The following is an 18,177-nucleotide window of genomic DNA, read 5'->3' as shown; positions in this document are numbered from 1 at the left end:
CCCGATTTGTGAAGGCTAATAATCAGTGGGTATGGAAAAAAAACCACTGATTAAAGTTTCACTTTATTCCGTTCTTTTCTTTGTCCACGTTTCAATTACTTCACCAGTATCATTAACATCTAGTACTAAACTACCATTACTATACCGGTCTTTATTTCGAAACGCTTTCGGATCAATTTCTTCTACAATGTGTTTCTCTGTCTTCATGTAAACTAATTCATCATCTCGAACAATTTCAATACCGACAATACGGTACGGATTACGTTTTAACTCTTTAAAAATTACAAGGCCGCGCTTCGCCCTCGTTGATTTCTCAATTTCCGATGCCTTTATACGTTTCACAGCACCGCGCTGCGTAACGAGAATAAGTTGATCTTTTTCACCATTTAACGGTTTACCAGAAGCAACATAGTCATCTTCTTTTAAGTTAATTGCTTTCACACCAGCTGCTCTTACACCAACTGGACTTACTTCTTCTTCATTGAATACAAGTGCATATGCACCATGTGTTGCAAGAACAATATCACTTGTCCCATCTGTCGCAAATATATCAACAACTTCATCATCTTTTTTCAAGTTTACAGCAACGAACGCCCGTGAATAACGCTGTACTTTATATTGGTTTAATTCTGTTTTCTTAATCATACCGTTTCGTGTAACAAATACGATAAATCGTTTTTCCTCTTCAAAATTCGGTACGACTGTTGCCCAAATTAACGCTTCATCTCGCTCGAGTGAAACAAGATTCGCAACGTGTTGACCTAAATCTTTCCAACGAATTTCTGGCATTTCATATACAGGAAGATAAATATAATTTCCTTTGTTCGTAAATAAAAGAACGGTTTCTGTCGTGTTTGTATCGAAACGCTCAAGTAAGATGTCACCCTCTTTCATACCGAAGTCTTTTCCGTTCGATGCATTATGCGAACGCCAACCAGTTCGTTTCACATATCCTTCTTTCGTTACAGTAACGATGACATCTTCTTGCGGAATCATAACTTCCACATCAATTTTAATTTCTTCAATTTCCTCTTCAATTATCGCACGGCGATCATCACTATATGTTTTCTTTACTCTCTTCAAATCTGTTTTAATAACTTGAAGAAGTCTTTTTTCACTTTGTAGAATCGCCTGTAACTCTATAATTTTCTTACTAAGTTCCGCTGCTTCTTGCTCTAGCGCTGTAATATCTGTATTCGTTAAACGATATAATTGCAGTGAAACAATTGCCTCTGACTGCGCCTCTGTAAATCCAAATTTCGCACTTAAATTATCTTTCGCATTACGCTTATCTTTAGACCCACGGATCGTTTCAATCACTTCATCTAAAATTGATAATGCTTTCTTTAAACCTTCTACAATATGTTGACGATTTTCTGCTTTTCGTAATTCATATTGTGAACGTCTCGTAACAACTTCTTTTTGATGTCCAATATATGCATCCAAAATTTTAGGTAATGTCATAAGTGTTGGACGACGATGATTTATCGCTACCATATTAAAATTATATGGAATTTGCAAATCTGTATTCTTATATAAATAATTTAAAATACCTTCAGCATTTACTTCTTTTTTTAATTCTACAACGATGCGAAGACCTGTACGGTCCGTCTCATCACGCACTTCAGCAATTCCATCTAGCTTTTTATCTAGACGTAATTCATCCATCTTTTTAACAAGGTTCGCTTTATTTACTTCGTACGGAATTTCTGTAATAACGATTTGTTGCTTTCCACCACGAACCGTTTCAACTTCTGCTTTTCCGCGAATAATAATTTTACCTTTACCTGTTTCGTACGCTTTTTTAATACCATCAATCCCTTGAATAATACCGCCTGTTGGGAAATCTGGTCCTTTAATAACTGTTAATAAATCATCAACAGTACTATTCGGATTATCAATTCGCATCATCGTCGCATCAATTACTTCTCCAAGGTGATGCGGAGGAATTTCTGTTGCATAACCAGCTGAAATCCCTGTCGATCCGTTCACTAATAAGTTTGGGAACATTGCCGGTAATACAACTGGTTCTTCACTCGTATCATCGAAGTTTGACACAAATTCTACTGTTTCTTTATCAAGATCACGTAATAACTCAGATGCAATTGGTGATAAACGTGCTTCTGTATAACGCATTGCCGCTGCTGGATCGCCATCAACACTACCATTATTACCATGCATTTCAACTAAAACATTACGTACTTTCCAAGTTTGACTTAAACGGACCATCGCCTCATATACAGAGGAATCACCATGTGGATGATAATTACCGATAACATTACCTACTGTTTTAGCTGATTTACGAAACGCTTTATCATGTACGTTTCCTTCTACATACATAGAATATAAAATACGTCTTTGTACCGGTTTTAAACCGTCACGCGCATCTGGAAGCGCGCGGTCTTGAATAATATATTTACTATAACGTGCAAAGCGGTCACCTAACACGTCTTCAAGCGGGAGGTCATGAAACTTCTCTGCCTGCATGTTATTCCACCTCCGTCTCCATAATCATTTCATTTTCTAAAATATTTCCTTCTTCTTGCATACCAAATTGTACATTACGCTCAATCCATTTACGGCGAGGTTCTACTTTATCACCCATCAATGTCGTAACTCGGCGCTCAGCTCTTGATGCATCATCAATTTTCACACGAATTAACGTACGTGTTTCAGGGTTCATCGTTGTTTCCCATAATTGATCGGCATTCATTTCGCCAAGTCCTTTATAGCGCTGCAACATATAGCCTTTACCGACCTTTTTCGTTACACCACCTAATTCTTCATCAGACCATGCATATTCAATTACTTCACTTTTCCCTTTTCCTTTACTTACTTTATATAAAGGTGGAAGTGCGATAAATACTTTACCAGCTTCAATAAGTGGTTTCATATAACGGTAGAAGAACGTCAGTAGTAACACTTGAATATGTGCTCCATCCGTATCTGCATCGGTCATAATAACAACTTTATCGTAGTTAATATCTTCAACAGCAAACTCATTCCCTACGCCGCCGCCAATTGCGTAAATAATCGTATTGATCTCTTCATTCTTAAAAATATCAGCAAGCTTTGCTTTTTCCGTGTTAATTACTTTACCACGTAATGGTAGCACCGCTTGGAAACGGCGATCTCGCCCTTGCTTTGCTGAACCACCAGCCGAGTCACCCTCTACTAAATACAATTCGTTTTTCTGAGGATTACGTGATTGTGCAGGTGTTAACTTCCCGCTTAAAGTACCTTCTGATTTTTTTTTCTTCTTACCAGTACGCGCTTCTTCTCTCGCTTTACGAGCAGCCTCACGTGCTTGCGCTGCTTTAATTGCTTTTCTTACAAGAAGTGTAGCTACATCCGGGTTTTCTTCTAAAAAGTAAGCTAAATGCTCAGATACAATTGCATCAATTGAAGAACGAGCTTCACTTGTACCTAGTTTCCCTTTCGTTTGCCCTTCAAACTGAAGTACGTCTTCTGGCACACGGACAGAAACAATCGAAGCTAATCCTTCACGAATATCTGTACCCTCTAAATTTTTGTCTTTTTCTTTTAATAAAGAAACTTTACGAGCATACTCATTGAACACACGTGTCATCGCTGTTTTAAATCCAGCTTCGTGTGTACCACCGTCTTTTGTACGTACATTATTTACAAACGAAAGAATGTTTTCTGAGTAACCATCATTAAACTGAAACGCTAACTCTGCTTCAATTCCATTTTGCTCACCCGAGAAATATACAACTGGATGAATCGAATCTTTCTCTTCGTTTAAGTATGAAACGAAAGCCTCAATTCCTGTTTCATAATGAAACACATCTTCTAAATCATTACGTTCATCTTTTATCGAGATTTTCATTCCTTTTAATAAGAATGCAGATTCACGTAATCTCTCACATAATGTTTCATAATTATAATTTGTTGTGCTGAAAATAGTTGTATCTGGTTTGAAGTGCATCGTTGTACCAGACTCTTTCGTTTTCCCGATTTTCTCTAACGTCGTTGCAGGAGTACCACCATTTTCAAAGCGTTGTTCATAAATGCTACCATCACGCTTAATCGTTACTACTAGCCATTCTGACAAGGCATTTACAACTGATGCCCCAACACCGTGTAAACCACCACTCGTTTTATAGCCTCCTTGGCCAAACTTACCACCAGCATGAAGTACAGTTAAAATAACTTCAGGTGTCGGTTTTCCAAGCTTATGCATTCCCGTAGGCATTCCTCGCCCTTTATCAATTACGCTAATACTATTATCTTTATGTATTACGACAGAAATTTCGTCGCCAAATCCCGCTAATGCTTCATCAACGGAGTTATCTACTATTTCATATACTAAATGATGCAATCCACGGCTATCCGTACTCCCGATATACATACCCGGGCGTTTTCGAACGGCTTCAAGTCCTTCTAGCACTTGAATTGCATCTTCATTATATTGGAACTGATGCTTCGCCAAACTCCTTGCCCCTTTCCTAATCAAATAAGAACATATGTTTCTATTATAGAATAACGCCTCGACTATAGTTTTGGCAAGTTATCTTATCTCTTTTATATACTATTTTCAATAGAAAAATCCTTGTTTTTTTTCACAAGGATTCCTCTAGGCTACTATTTCAGAAAAATAATCGTTTGTCAACGAGAAATGGATATGTATTCCAAAATTATACATTCCAAACCTTTATCATGATCCAAATGATCAATATCCAAAACGGGATAACAAGTAACAATCCCCAAAAACAGCCTTTAAAAAATCTCATGATGAACACCTCGTTCATCGGCCCTACTTATATAAAAAGTGAAGGCTGAATCAATCTTTCTATCGTTAAAGTCTATACTATTTTGTCATCGCATGCTCTACTTTAATACAACGATCCATTATTACAGTATAGCCTTTTTCTTGTAAAAGTTTATATGTATCTTCATCTTGTACTCCTAATTGTGCCCAGAAAACATCTGCATCAATCTCTACAAACTCTTTCGCAACATCCTTTAAAAATTCTGAACGACGAAATACATTTACGATATCAACATGTTCTTTAATATCTACCAGTGAAGAAACCGCCTTTTCTCCAAGCACTTCATCTACTGTTGGATTTACTGGAATAATGCGATACCCAGCATCTTGCATTGCTTTTGAAACCATATATGATGTGCGTTCTGGATTATCTGATAATCCAACAACTGCAATCGTTTTACTTTTCTTCAATACTTCACCAATTTCCGTACGAGTTGGGTTTTCAATTGTCATAATTTATCCCTCCTATTCCTTTAGTATATCCGATAAAGAAAGTCTCTTTCAACATGAAAGAGACTTTCTTTTATTCCGATTATTGATTCTTTGTAGCTGAATTATCTGCTAATGTAGCTGTTTTCGTCATTTTTTGACCGTTGCGGTAGAATGTAACTTCTACGTTCTCGCCTACTTTTTTCTTTTCATATAAGTATTTACGGAACTGAAGTGAATTTTCTACTTTTTGATCATCTAATGCTACTACAAGATCATATTGCTCTAAGCCAGCTTTTTCTGCCGGTGACACAGGATAAATTTTAGCTAATACAACACCATTTGTTACTTCTTTTGGTACTTTCAATTGATTTACTGCATAAGCTTGCACATCTTCTAATGAAACAACACCTACACCAAGAGCTGGTCGTTTCACTACTCCGTCTTTTTCAAGCGATTCAATAACTGGTTTTGCAACATTAACTGGAATTGCAAAACCAATCCCCTCAACTTCTTGCTGCGCAATTTTACTTGAGTTAATTCCAATTAATTCACCGTTTTGGTTAAATAATGCACCGCCACTATTACCAGGGTTAATCGCTGCATCTGTTTGAATAACTTGTGCTTGCCAGTCTGGACGTTTGTCTCCATCAATATCTACTGGAATTTCACGTTCTTTACTACTGATAATACCTTCTGTTACACTGCCGTCAAATCCTAGTGGGTTACCGATTGCAATTGCTTTTTCACCAGCACGAAGTTTACTGGAATCACCTAAAGTTGCAACTTTATTAACAGTAGATCCATCAATCTCTACAACTGCTAAGTCTAACCAAGGGTCCTTACCAACTAATTTTGCATCAACTTGCTTTCCGTCGCTCAGTTTAACAGCAAGTTTATTTGCACCGTCTACTACGTGGTTATTTGTTACAATATATGCTTTATTTCCTGACTTTTTATAAATAACACCTGATCCTGTACCAGCTGTTTGCTCTTGTTCTGCTGGTTGCATCGCAAACGGATCAATAGTCTTCTGCATATTAATTACACCAACTACAACGTCCTTTGCGCCTTCAATCATACCTGGCAAATCAGTTTCGCCCTTCACTTTATTAACAACAGGAGCTACAGTACCTTCTACTTGTTGATTAGAATTGAATGACGAAACTGCTGCTCCATTATTTTGCATCCACGGCATGTAAGGTGCTGCAAAACTAATCGAAACCGCCCCGACTACAGCTCCAACTAAACCTGTGAAAAAATATCCTTTTTTACTACCTGATTTTTTCATTTCTCTCGTTTCACTATGCTCTTCATTTAAATTCGGTCCGTCGTAATATCCCATGTTTTATTTCCCCTCTCTGGTGAATTCGTACTTTCAGTATAGTCACAGTTTGTGTCCTTCTTGTGAACTCATCGTGAAATCCAATTAAAAAAATACTCCTATCTATCATTGTAGACAAGAAAAGTATTTTTTGTACATTTCACCTACAAAGGAGAGTGTAAATTTGCTATATCCAAAAGCCGGGATGCACAGTAACTTAAAGGCTATTCTTCAAATTTGTAACCTACTCGAATAACAGTGCCGATATGCTTCGCCTTATCTCCTAGCTTATTTCGCAGTTTTTTAATATGTGTATCAACCGTTCGGTCATCACCGTAGTAATCATATCCCCATAACTGATCTAATAAATGTTGGCGTGACAACACAATTCCTTTGTTCTCCATTAAATACACGAGAAGCTCAAACTCCTTATGTGTCAATATAATTTCTTCTCCATCTACTAAAACTGTTCTAGATAGTCGATTCACTTCTATTCCAGCTAATGACATAGTATTTTCTTCTGATACTCCTATCGCTCCATCCGCACGTTTCAATAACGTCTTTGCACGAGCTACTAACACTTTCGGACTAAAAGGTTTTGTTACATACTCATCTGCACCTAGTTCAAAGCCTAGTAATGTATCATCCTCATCAGAACGTGCTGTCAGCATAATAATTGGTACCGCTGACTCTTTTCTAATTCGTCTACAAACAGACCAACCATCTATTTCTGGTAACATAATATCTAACATAATTAAATCAATTGTATGTTCAGCAAATAATTCTAGCGCTTTTTTTCCATCTTCCGCTTCGATTACTTCAAAGCCTTCATTACGAAAATAATCACTAACAATTTCACGTAATCTTCTTTCATCTTCAACAAGTAATACTGTTTTATTCATATAACCTATCCCGCCTTTTTACTCTTTCAATCGAATAATACGTTGATTGGAGCTTCCGCGAAATGGAAGTGTTAAATCTTTTTTATCAAGTTCAAATCTTCCATCAACCAAAACATCCCCATAATGTAACAATTCTATCATATCATTATTTTGAGCACTCTGTATCTCTTCTAACGTGTAACCTGTATAAATCCATAGATTTTTTTTCAGATCCTTCACTGCTTTTGCTACTTTTTTCACTTCAGCAGCTTGAAAAAATGGATCTCCGCCTGAAAATGTTACATCGGTTAATGAATTTTTTTCAATCTCTTTCACAATTTCTTCTACCGTCATTTCAGTTCCATTGCAAACATTCCATGATTTCGGATTATGGCAACCGATACAACGATGCGGACAGCCCGCAAAAAACACGACTGTCCGCAACCCTTCTCCATCTACTACACTATCATGAATGATATTCATAACTTTCATTTATGCTTCACCCGATCCATTTCTTCACTACGTTTCGCGCTATTCCACTTTGACATATCTCCTACAAGATATCCTGTTATGCGGCGAATTCTTTCTATTTCATTCTCATCTTCATTTCCGCAGCTCGGACATTCATTCCCGATAATGCCATGATAACTACAACACTTACAACGATCGACAGGATGGTTAATTGAGCCGTACCCTACTCCGTACTGCGCCATCGCTTGTACAATTTGCTTTAACGCCTTTTGATTATGCACAGCTGCACCATCTAGTTCAATGTACGTAATATGTCCGCCATTACAAAGAGCGTGAAACGGTCCTTCTAATCGGATTTTATCTACCGCTTGAATATTGTAATACACCGGTACATGGAACGAATTTGTATAATAATTATGATTTGTCACACCGCTAATTACACCAAATTCTTCTCTATCTTTCTTCACAAACTTTCCTGATAACCCTTCTGCTGGCGTTGCAATTACGGAGAAATTGAGTTGATGTTCTTCCGTAGCCTTATCCATTCTCTTCCTCATAAAGGAAATGATTTCATATCCAAGCTTCCACGATTCTTCATTTTCTCCATGGTGCTTTCCTGTTAACGCTACTAAACATTCTGCAAGACCGATAAACCCAAGACTTAACGTCCCTTGTTTTAAAATCGGCGCCACAGCATCTTCAGGTTGTAACGTTTCTCCGCCACGCCATACACCTTGTGAATATAAGAACTGAAAATCTCTTGCTCTCTTTGTACATTGATAAGCAAATCTCTCTAATAATTGCTTAACGCCTAAATCTAAGTAGTAACTTAGCGCTTCAAAAAACGCTTCTTTTGAACCACTAATTAGCGCTAATTTCACTAAATTAATAGAAGTAAACGATAAATTCCCTCTTCCAATTGCTGTTTCTTCCCCATGTATATTAGACATAACACGAGTACGACATCCCATATAACATACTTCACTTTCAGGTCGACCATCATAATGCACAGCATTAAACGGGGCATCTAAAAACGAAAAGTTAGGGAATAATCGCTCAACTGTCGTTTCTAACGCTAATTCAAATAAATCATAGTTCGGATCACACTCTTCAAAGTTTACGCCTTTTTTCATTTTGAAAATTTGAATAGGAAAAATCGGTGTTTCCCCTTTACCAAGTCCAGCTTGCGTCGCTTTTAAAAGTTGCTTAATTAAAAGCCGTCCCTCTTTCGATGTATCTGTTCCGTAGTTAATAGAAATAAACGGTACTTGGCCCCCGCCCCTACTATGCATACTATTTGAATTATGAACGAAAGCCTCACACGCCTGATACGTATCATTTTCTGTTTCTTTCCATGCAAATTCCTCTATTTGTTCTTTCGTAAGCGGATATGACTGCAATCGTTTTTTATGTCTCTCTACTGTTTTTCTCACATATGGAGCTAAATCAATATCAAAGAGTGCAAACGATTGACCACCGTGCTGCATATTTTGATTCGCCTGAAAAATAATTGAAGAAAGCGCCAACGCACTTTTAATATCTTGCGGTTGTCTCATATGTCCATGTCCAGTATGGAAACCGTCAGCAAGCATTTGCGCTAACGGAATTTGCGAACAAGTCGTCGTTCCTGTTGCATAAAAATCTAAATCATGTGGATATAATATATTTTGATCTATCGCTTTTTTCACTTGATCTGATAGTAAATTTGCTACAGCATAATACTTTGCGCTCTCAGATGCGAACGTTCCCATTACTCCCATTGGAGATCGGCCATCTACATTTGCATTTTCCTGCATTAAATCTTGTTCATTACCGTGAATAATTGTCTCAAATACTTTCATTAATTCTTCTCCACGTACATTTTGTTTCAACATTCATAACCCTCCACCAACATGTTGTTGTCTTTTGATTAAAATCATACAACATATAGTTCTTCTGTTCCTGTGAAAAATGTAACATTCCTGTGAAAGTTTTTTTAAAAATTAATGACTTTTTCATTTGTAAAAAAGAAATGTGCTCTTTACAAATGTATGGTACAATATACGGGAAAAACTCTTTTTACCCTTTATCAACACATTTGTATAAAGGAGACTGAACTCATGATTATTACATATCTTTTATTTATCGTTGCCTATCTACTCGGTTCGATTCCATTTGCATTAGTCGTTGGAAAAATCGGTTATGGAATCGACATTCGTGAGCATGGAAGCGGTAATCTAGGCGGAACTAATACATTCCGTACGTTAGGGAAAAAAGCAGGTTTTATCGTAACAATTGCTGACATTTTAAAAGGTACATTAGCAACAGGTCTACCGATTATTTTCGGGTCAGATATTCACCCACTATGGTTTGGATTAGCCGCTGTTCTTGGACATGTCTATCCGATCTTCGCAAAATTCCGCGGGGGGAAAGCAGTTGCAACTTCTGCTGGGGTATTATTATGCTATTCACCAGTTGTTTTTGCAATATTAGCTGTTGTCTTTTTCAGCCTTTTATTTACAACAAGATACGTATCACTTTCTTCTATGGTAACAGCTGTCATTGCTGTTATTGCATCCATTGTTAGCGGGGATAAAATCTTCATTATTGCGATGTGTTTATTAGCAGGTATGGTTATTTATAAACACCGTGCAAATATCGGACGAATTATAAATAAAACTGAACCAAAAGCAAACTTTTCAAAAAAGCAAAAATAAGATCGTAACCCACATAACGCAAAAAGAAAACGTGAAGCATATTAATAGCGTCTTTTTGCGTTATTTTTTATACTAAAGAAAAAGCAACATAATTTGGAGGAACTATACATGAATCTTTCCGTAACAAAAGAAGCAGCACAATGGTATAAAAACGAATTACACTTACAATCAGGTGAAACAATACGCTTTTTCGTACAATACGGTGGTTGCAGTACTGTGCAAAAAGGACTTTCTTTAGGTATTCGTAAAGATGATCCTGCGCATCCTGCTGTTCAAATTCAAGAAGAAGGTATTAACTTCTTTATTGAAGGCGATGATGAGTGGTTCTTCGATGGACATAATTTATTAGTGACACTTAACGACGGTGATGATTTCCCTCAATTTAATTATGAAAAATAAAAAAACGTGGCTTCTGCCACGCTTTTTTTTATTTCTTTTTAATTTCCTCATATTTCGCATACCACTCAGGATATAATTTTTTAAATGATACAGGGCGGAACCCTTCTTTTTTCGCACAAATATTCGTTGTACTTGCAGTAATACAAAGCTCGCCATCACCGTTATAAATTTCATAACCATATACAACACGAAGCGGGCTCAAAGTATCAATCCACGTTTTCACAATTGCTTTTTCACCGTAACGCATCGCTTTACGATATGAAATTTGCAAGTCTAATACAGGAGAGATAATCCCCTCTTTCTCCATTTCAACATACGAAAATCCTAATTCTTGTATAAGTTTCGTGCGCCCAAGTTCCAGCCACACTAAATAGTTTGAATGGTAAACAACACCCATCTGGTCTGTTTCCGCATAGCGGATTTCAACTTCATATTCTGCTACAAACATTTCTATTCGCCTTCTTTCACTTCTGCTACCTTGCATACATTTAATCATAATACAGTGGAATCAAAAATAAAATAAAAACAGTGAATCTTTTACCGAAAGGGGCAAACACATGATTCAAATTGTAACTGTTCGTAGCGGTGATAGTGTTTATAGTTTAGCATCAAAATATGGATCTACACCTGAAGAAATTGTAAAAGACAATGGACTAAACCCAGCCGAAACACTCGTTGTTGGTCAGGCACTTATCGTTAATACAAAAGGCAATAACTATTATGTACAGCCTGGTGACAGCCTTTATCGAATTTCTCAAACATATAGCGTTCCTCTCGCCAGTTTAGCTAAAGTTAATAACCTTTCATTAAAATCTATTCTTCATGTCGGACAACAATTATATATACCGAAAGGAACAAAACGAGCAGTAGAATCCATCGCTTATTTACAACCTTCAACAATACCGATCAAAGAAAGTTTAGTAAATGCTACACGTGCTATTAATCCATTTTTAACATATTTAGCCTACTTCAGCTTTGAAGCAAAACGAGACGGCACTTTAAAAGAACCTACAGAAACAGCTAAAATCGCTAATATTGCAACGCAAGGTAAAACCATCCCTATGCTCGTTATTACAAATATTGAAAATGGAAATTTCAGTACCGAACTGGCATCTGTTTTTTTACGCGACGCAACGATTCAAAACAAATTTATTACGAACATTTTGCAAACAGCTGAAAAATACGGCATGCGAGATATTCATTTTGATTTCGAGAATGTAGCACCTGAAGATCGCGAAGCATATAATCGTTTTTTACGAAATGTAAAAACGCGCTTACCTAGCGGGTACACATTAAGTACAACGCTTGTACCGAAAACAAGTTCCAATCAAAAAGGGAAATTTTTTGAAGCTCATGATTATAAAGCACAAGGACAAATTGTTGATTTCGTCGTCATTATGACATACGACTGGGGTTGGCAAGGCGGACCACCGATGGCGATTTCTCCTATTGGTCCTGTGAAAGAGGTACTTCAATATGCAAAATCTCAAATGCCACCACAAAAAATTATGATGGGTCAAAATTTATATGGTTTCGATTGGAAACTGCCGTTCAAACAAGGAAATCCACCAGCAAAAGCAATTAGCTCTGTTGCAGCTGTTGCACTAGCTCGTAAATACAATGTTCCTATTCGCTATGATTTCACGGCTCAAGCTCCTCATTTCAATTACTTTGACGAAAACGGCGTACAACACGAAGTTTGGTTTGAAGATTCACGGTCCGTTCAAAGTAAATTTAATTTAATGAAAGAACAAGGAATAGGCGGCATCAGCTATTGGAAGATTGGTCTACCATTCCCACAAAATTGGCGTTTACTCGTCGAAAACTTTACAATCACGAAAAAAGGCTGACGAAAGTCAGCCCTTTTTTGTACACTCTGTTAAGATTCATCTTTTATTTCACTTTTTAATGAATCAATACTTTCTAAACGTCTTTGATTTTTCGCTTCAATGGCAGCACGATCTTTTTCATTAGAAAGTTCCGCTGTTTCTTTTGCTTCATTAAAATTATCAATCGTATTTTGTACCATTTCTTGTAATTTTTCAGCGTTGTCATTTCGATTATCTGGATTCGGCATGTACTTCCCTCCTAATTATTTATACATACCATCTTAAATTACCTATGTTCCTTCAAATTTATACAAAAAAAGGAGAATGCAATATTCTCCTTTTCTTTAACCGTTATCAACAATCGGTTGCTTACCAGTTTGGTCTTGCATTTGCTTTCCTTTATTGCCACCAGCTTTTTTCGATTGTGTTCCAATTTGATTTGGTGCAAAGTCTTTTGAATTCTTTTTCGGATTACCCATTACTATCGCCTCCTTAACACTAGTATCGTACTAGTGTTAAGAATTATTCAGCCTGCTTAAAAAGTTTCATTTCATAACGTTTTTCAATACGTTCTTCAATTCGATCCATTGCATCACGATCACTTAACAATTGTTGTTTATTTTCATTTACAAGTTCTTCAAACGATCTACGGCGACTTCTTCTCATGCTGCTCACCCTTTCTTCTACGTTTTCTTATTACATAGTATGAGCAAATGAAAAACTCTTTAATCAGATTTGTAAGAAAATTTTATGTTTTAATACTCCTAAAAAAAACTCCGTGTACAATATTTTGCACACGGAGTTTTTTTATACCATAACATTTAAATACTCTTTCAGTTTTTCATCTGCATTCTTTTCATTTTCTTTATAATCATGAAGCGCCTGTAATACAAAATCATACTGTTCTAAAATATAACTTTCTAATTTCAAGACATCCTCTAAGCTATTAAGCATAATTCGCGTATTACCAACTTCATTTTTTAACGCCGGTTCACATATTAAGCTCGTACATATTCCCTTTACATCATCTTCTAATATCTCTGTTAATACGTATTTCTTTCGCCCTTTTACCTTTAATCTCATAACTGGATAAAACGCTTTTATATCTAGATAACTACCAACGTTCATACAACGTAGCCATTCTACATTTCGTTTATTGCGTACAAGTATTTCTCTTACCGCTTCGTATACTACGGTTTCATCAAGTACTTCCTTATTTATTTTTCGCTTCCCTTCTTCTTCAATAGCTGCACATTTTTGATAAACAGCCGCACACGTAATACAGTCGTCAAATGCATTATGAGAACTTAAGCGAATTCCAAGCATTCGTTTTAACGTTTCAAGTTTATGATTAGGCGCATGCTTCATATATTTTTTCGCTAAAAACACAGTATCAATAACGTTATTTTTAGGCTCAGGTAGTCCAAGCATATTTACATTACTTTTCAAAAAACGCATATCAAAAGATGCATTATGAGCGACAATAACATTTGTATGTAAAAATGCTAAAAATAAAGGTAACACTTCTTCAATCGTCGGTGCATCCGAAACGCGATAATTTGTAATACCTGTTAAACTCGTTATCCGGCTCGGAATTGGACGCTCCGGATTCACATAGGAAACAAACTGATCTACTAGTTCATGATTACGATATTTCACTGCTGCAACTTGAATAATTTTATCATTATAAGGGTTAAATCCTGTTGTTTCAAAATCAATTACAACATAATCTAACGGTAAGGATACATTCCCCACTCCAGACACTCCTTTATCTCTAAACATTTATATTTCTTTTATCATATCACGAAGCTTTCACTACTTGAAAAAGAAAAGGCAGAAATGATTATATTTCATCTCTACCTTTTCGCCGTTATTTTAATTTAGCAATCCGTTTTTCCATCTCTTTTTGCGTCATCGGTCCAATAAACTTATCCTGAATAACACCTTTCGTATCTATAAAATACGAAGTTGGGATCGTAATTACTTTATACGCTGTTGTCACATCAATGTTCTTGTCCAATAAAATAGGAAAAGTAATCCCTTTTTCTTTAGCGAAATTTCTTACTTTTTCTTCTCCCCCTCCTTTTTCTGAAGGCGTATAATTTATTGCTAAAATTTCTACATTTTCTTTATGTTCTTTATAGAAAGCCTCCATATCAGGCATTTCTTGCTGACAAGGTCCACACCACGTTGCCCAAAAGTTTAAAATAACTTTCTTCCCTTTTAAATCCGATAACTTTACCTTCGCTCCATCTAACTTTGTCAATTCAAAGTCTGGTGCACTCTTTCCTATTTCAATACCGTTCCTTGCAATCATCTCTTTCATAACAGCTTCACTTTTTGCTGGCTTTTCTTGTACCACTTGATCCTTTTTACCAAACTGATCATAAGCTGCATATCCCGCTAAACAAAGTAACACTACAATAATCGTAAGCTTCCGCCACATTTTATATCACCCTAACGTGTTTATCTTCTTATAACATAATCACCAAAATACTATATACCTTATTTTAGCTTATACGGACAAGCTTGGAAATATTCACATTCGAAATAGTTAGAATATTTATAGTCCAGATGAAATATTTACCTTTTTATCATATAATTAGAAATAAATACAAAACCCGCGAGGTGATATGTATTTTACAATTACTTATCAACCCTTTTACTTTTGTTTTCTTCACTTTACCATTACTATGTATTTCTTTTAGCGGCTTACTATACAAATTCAAATGGGCTGCAATTATTATTTCTTTTACTGTTCCACTTATATTTTTCATTATCGTCTCTGGATTCGATATACACCTAGCTTTACAAAACTTAGACGCTTGGATTATTTATAGTACTGTTTATTCTGTACTTTCCTACATAACAGCAGCGCTAATACGAAGAAAACTGCACATGTAGAGCTTTCAAAAAGGGGGGGTTTTATGAATTTATTTGAAAAAATACTATTATATATTCTTAGTTTTATATTTTCCCCAATCGGGATTATCACTTGGATCATCTCGCTCTTCAGTAAAGATCCTGAAAAAAAGCAAGTTGGACGTATTTGTCTCTATATCGCTTTAATCTCATTTATTCTTTTAGCTGGTCTCGGTCTTCTTAGTTTCTTCACGATGACTACCACTACTATACAATAGTTACAGAAAGGATGATTATTTTGGGAGAACACCCTATTATTAAAGAACTTCGCTATATACGAATATGTTTAGTTGTTTTAGTAATCGTTCTTTTATTTTTCAACGGTGAAAGAGTCACTGAAATTTCTACAAATCACGATTCCATAGAAAATATTCCCACCAGTAATATGACTCAGATTGCTGAAAATACGTTTGCTATTCAAGAATATAATCCATCACTAAATAGCGAACGTACAGTCAAGATTTTCAATTATAATCCGGATACAAATCAACTTACTCTAGTCAAAGAGTTTAGTACTAACGATCCTGAGTCTTATACGTATCAACTTAATAAGAGTGAATAAAGATAAGAGCGCTATGTAGCTCTTATCTTTTTATTAGCATCTCTTTAAACAATGACTTACAATTTAATAATTCTCTAGGATCCCCACATTCCGCAATACTTCCATTATTCATAACAACCACCCGATCCGCTATCATCGCACTCTCGACATCATGTGTCGTCACAATTCTCGTTACATTCCCCCCTAGCCCTTTAAGCATATTCCAAACCACTTCTTGATTGCTCGGATCTAATCCCGCAGTCGGTTCATCTAAAATAATAAGATTCGGATTGGATGCAATCGCTCGCAATAACGCAAGACGCTTTCTCTCTCCTCCCGAAAACTCTTCACCGCTTTTATGTAGTACAGTCTGAATACCTTCAGATAAACTCCTAATAATCGACTTCGCATTTACAAGTTCAATATTTTTTTCTAACTGTTTTTCTAAGCCCCCTTCCCCAAAATACATATTCTCTTTTACTGTCGTTCGAAAAAAACGTGGTTCCTGCCATATAGTAGTCATACGAGCTTTATTACCGTAATAAGTAATACTACCATTAGACGGTTTATATAAACCCGTGATTAATTTTAAAAGCGCCGTTTTTCCTGCACCACTTTCCCCCACAATGATAATGAGTTCGCCAGGATTAATTTGCAAATGAATATTTTTAATTCTACATCTCTCTTCACCGTTCTCTTGAAATGAAACGTTTGTTAATTTCATTCCCATCGCTCTTTCTACATTTCTGTATTCAGCCGGTATATCTAAAAAGCCAAAAACTCGACTGGCCGAAGCGATAGCAACTTGTGTCATCATCAATAAATCACTTGCATAACGAACAGGGTAAAATAACATCTCAATTGTAGCTAATACCGCCACAAGCGAACCGACTTCCATTTCCCCCTTCATTATTTTTTGTGCACCTATAATAAGAACGACTACATATGCGCCTGTTTCTATTACCGTTCCAACTATCCCAATACACTGTTGCAACATCGTCTTCTTTACTTCTGTTTTATAAGATTTTACTGTCACTCCTTTAAATAAGCCAATTGCCCAGCTCTCTTTTTGTAAACTACGCAAATCTTGTATACCTTTTACAAACTGTGACATCATCTCTACAACAATTGATTGATTCTTTTGAGCAATGCTCGCAATATTTCTTACTTTTTTTCCCATAAACATTGGAACAATTGCACTTAAAAATAAAAACGGAGTTACCCACCATATGAATTGTATATCTATATGTTGTAGCGCTATGAACGCACCAATAAATTGCGCAAGTGCATGAATATATTCAATTAATATAGATCCATATAACCGTATCCAGTTCGGAATATCAGACACGACCAAAGTTTCTAACTCTCCTTGCTTTACCTTCTCACTCTCTTCAAACGGTAATACGAAAAAATGTCGTAATACATCTATACGCTTCTCTCGTAATATTCGCTGACTTGCTTTTGAGCTTACATAATCAAATAAAAGATTGTTCACCCACATCAAAAAGCGGCTCCCTGCAAACAAAGCAATATATACATACGCACCTTTTAACTCCCGCTGAATAAGGTTATCTACAATTAGCCCCATAAATAGCGGACGGGATAAATTTAAAATGGCAGCTACTATCCCGCTACAAATCGCACTAATTAGCAATAGCTTTTCTTGTAGTAGCGGCAACATTATTCTTCTATACTCATTCATTGTCATTCCTCCAATTTTGCATAATAAAAGGAAAGGGATGAAACCAATTTGGTTTCATCCCTTTCCTCTTTGTTTACTCATATTATTTTAAAAACCTAATTTCCAAAACATAAAATAAAAATCACTACTTTATCTAGGGATATTCTTCTGCCAACGACCTATTAAATGCCGATATGTATTACTATATAAGT

Annotated in this window: 19 protein-coding genes; 5 read left to right on the top strand and 14 right to left on the bottom strand. The window is 36.1% G+C overall.

Annotated elements, in window-relative coordinates; translation table 11 throughout:
• Positions 1-63: 63 nt before the first annotated feature.
• The 7 genes from parC to V7038_RS05900 form a co-directional block, all read right to left on the bottom strand.
• Positions 64-2,487 carry a DNA topoisomerase IV subunit A gene (gene parC / locus V7038_RS05930; protein WP_002111121.1) on the bottom strand — a complete coding sequence of 808 codons (2,424 nt, stop codon included), beginning with the start codon at positions 2,485-2,487 and terminating at the stop codon, positions 64-66.
• 1 nt (position 2,488) lies between these two features.
• Positions 2,489-4,453: a DNA topoisomerase IV subunit B gene (parE, locus tag V7038_RS05925; RefSeq protein WP_002087772.1), complete on the bottom strand. Its 1,965-nt coding sequence runs from the start codon at positions 4,451-4,453 to the stop codon at positions 2,489-2,491.
• 378 nt (positions 4,454-4,831) lie between these two features.
• On the bottom strand, positions 4,832-5,245 hold the full coding sequence (locus V7038_RS05920) for a CoA-binding protein (RefSeq protein ID WP_002111122.1): 414 nt from the start codon (positions 5,243-5,245) through the stop codon (positions 4,832-4,834).
• Positions 5,246-5,324: 79 nt separating this feature from the next.
• Positions 5,325-6,566, bottom strand: a complete 1,242-nt coding sequence (locus V7038_RS05915) for a S1C family serine protease (protein ID WP_002111123.1) — start codon at positions 6,564-6,566, stop codon at positions 5,325-5,327.
• A 203-nt stretch (positions 6,567-6,769) separates the two neighbouring features.
• Positions 6,770-7,447, bottom strand: a complete 678-nt coding sequence (locus tag V7038_RS05910) for a response regulator transcription factor (protein WP_002111124.1) — start codon at positions 7,445-7,447, stop codon at positions 6,770-6,772.
• An 18-nt stretch (positions 7,448-7,465) separates the two neighbouring features.
• The gene (gene nrdG, locus V7038_RS05905) at positions 7,466-7,918 is read right to left on the bottom strand and encodes an anaerobic ribonucleoside-triphosphate reductase activating protein (protein ID WP_002199692.1); all 453 of its coding nucleotides are present in this window, start codon (positions 7,916-7,918) and stop codon (positions 7,466-7,468) included.
• The gene (locus tag V7038_RS05900; protein WP_002111126.1) at positions 7,915-9,771 is read right to left on the bottom strand and encodes an anaerobic ribonucleoside triphosphate reductase; all 1,857 of its coding nucleotides are present in this window, start codon (positions 9,769-9,771) and stop codon (positions 7,915-7,917) included. The genes nrdG and V7038_RS05900 overlap by 4 nt, the downstream gene beginning before the upstream one ends.
• Positions 9,772-9,996: 225 nt before the next feature.
• On the opposite strand from V7038_RS05900, the gene plsY reads away from it, so the two are divergent.
• The gene (gene plsY / locus V7038_RS05895; RefSeq protein ID WP_335469466.1) at positions 9,997-10,593 is read left to right on the top strand and encodes a glycerol-3-phosphate 1-O-acyltransferase PlsY; all 597 of its coding nucleotides are present in this window, start codon (positions 9,997-9,999) and stop codon (positions 10,591-10,593) included.
• Positions 10,594-10,701: 108 nt separating this feature from the next.
• Complete coding sequence (locus V7038_RS05890; protein WP_002111129.1) at positions 10,702-10,992, top strand: HesB/YadR/YfhF family protein; 291 nt, start codon at positions 10,702-10,704, stop codon at positions 10,990-10,992.
• Positions 10,993-11,020: 28 nt separating this feature from the next.
• On the opposite strand, the gene V7038_RS05885 is transcribed toward V7038_RS05890, so the two are convergent.
• Entirely contained in the window at positions 11,021-11,440 is a 420-nt protein-coding gene (locus V7038_RS05885; protein WP_002111130.1) for an acyl-CoA thioesterase, read from the bottom strand.
• A 109-nt stretch (positions 11,441-11,549) separates the two neighbouring features.
• Between V7038_RS05885 and V7038_RS05880 the strand changes: the two genes are divergently transcribed.
• Positions 11,550-12,842 carry a glycosyl hydrolase family 18 protein gene (locus tag V7038_RS05880; RefSeq protein ID WP_002111131.1) on the top strand — a complete coding sequence of 431 codons (1,293 nt, stop codon included), beginning with the start codon at positions 11,550-11,552 and terminating at the stop codon, positions 12,840-12,842.
• A 29-nt stretch (positions 12,843-12,871) separates the two neighbouring features.
• Here the strand turns inward: V7038_RS05880 and tlp are convergent, their stop codons facing one another.
• The 5 genes from tlp to V7038_RS05855 all read right to left on the bottom strand — a co-directional run bounded on the left by tlp (position 12,872) and on the right by V7038_RS05855 (position 15,267).
• Positions 12,872-13,069 (bottom strand): small acid-soluble spore protein Tlp, encoded by a 198-nt coding sequence (tlp, locus tag V7038_RS05875; protein WP_001133508.1) that lies wholly within the window; start codon positions 13,067-13,069, stop codon positions 12,872-12,874.
• A 96-nt stretch (positions 13,070-13,165) separates the two neighbouring features.
• Complete coding sequence (sspN, locus tag V7038_RS05870) at positions 13,166-13,300, bottom strand: acid-soluble spore protein SspN (protein WP_000527988.1); 135 nt, start codon at positions 13,298-13,300, stop codon at positions 13,166-13,168.
• Positions 13,301-13,343: 43 nt separating this feature from the next.
• Positions 13,344-13,487, bottom strand: a complete 144-nt coding sequence (locus tag V7038_RS05865; protein ID WP_002111132.1) for an FbpB family small basic protein — start codon at positions 13,485-13,487, stop codon at positions 13,344-13,346.
• Between the two features lie 141 nt (positions 13,488-13,628).
• Positions 13,629-14,576: a 3'-5' exonuclease gene (locus tag V7038_RS05860; protein WP_002111133.1), complete on the bottom strand. Its 948-nt coding sequence runs from the start codon at positions 14,574-14,576 to the stop codon at positions 13,629-13,631.
• A gap of 115 nt (positions 14,577-14,691) precedes the next feature.
• Positions 14,692-15,267: a TlpA family protein disulfide reductase gene (locus tag V7038_RS05855; protein ID WP_002111134.1), complete on the bottom strand. Its 576-nt coding sequence runs from the start codon at positions 15,265-15,267 to the stop codon at positions 14,692-14,694.
• 481 nt (positions 15,268-15,748) lie between these two features.
• On the opposite strand from V7038_RS05855, the gene V7038_RS05850 reads away from it, so the two are divergent.
• Together V7038_RS05850 and V7038_RS05845 are read left to right on the top strand one after the other, a co-directional pair.
• Entirely contained in the window at positions 15,749-15,961 is a 213-nt protein-coding gene (locus V7038_RS05850) for a hypothetical protein (RefSeq protein WP_002199684.1), read from the top strand.
• A gap of 20 nt (positions 15,962-15,981) precedes the next feature.
• Positions 15,982-16,305 carry a YmzC family protein gene (locus V7038_RS05845; RefSeq protein WP_070128859.1) on the top strand — a complete coding sequence of 108 codons (324 nt, stop codon included), beginning with the start codon at positions 15,982-15,984 and terminating at the stop codon, positions 16,303-16,305.
• A gap of 22 nt (positions 16,306-16,327) precedes the next feature.
• Here V7038_RS05845 and V7038_RS05840 read toward each other — a convergent pair whose 3' ends face one another.
• On the bottom strand, positions 16,328-17,986 hold the full coding sequence (locus tag V7038_RS05840) for an ABC transporter ATP-binding protein (RefSeq protein WP_070128860.1): 1,659 nt from the start codon (positions 17,984-17,986) through the stop codon (positions 16,328-16,330).
• Positions 17,987-18,177 lie beyond the last annotated feature (191 nt).

This window comes from Bacillus sp. JJ783, assembly GCF_036963225.1.
Taxonomy (GTDB): domain Bacteria; phylum Bacillota; class Bacilli; order Bacillales; family Bacillaceae_G; genus Bacillus_A; species Bacillus_A cereus_U.
This window is presented reverse-complemented; position numbering and strand designations above follow the sequence as displayed.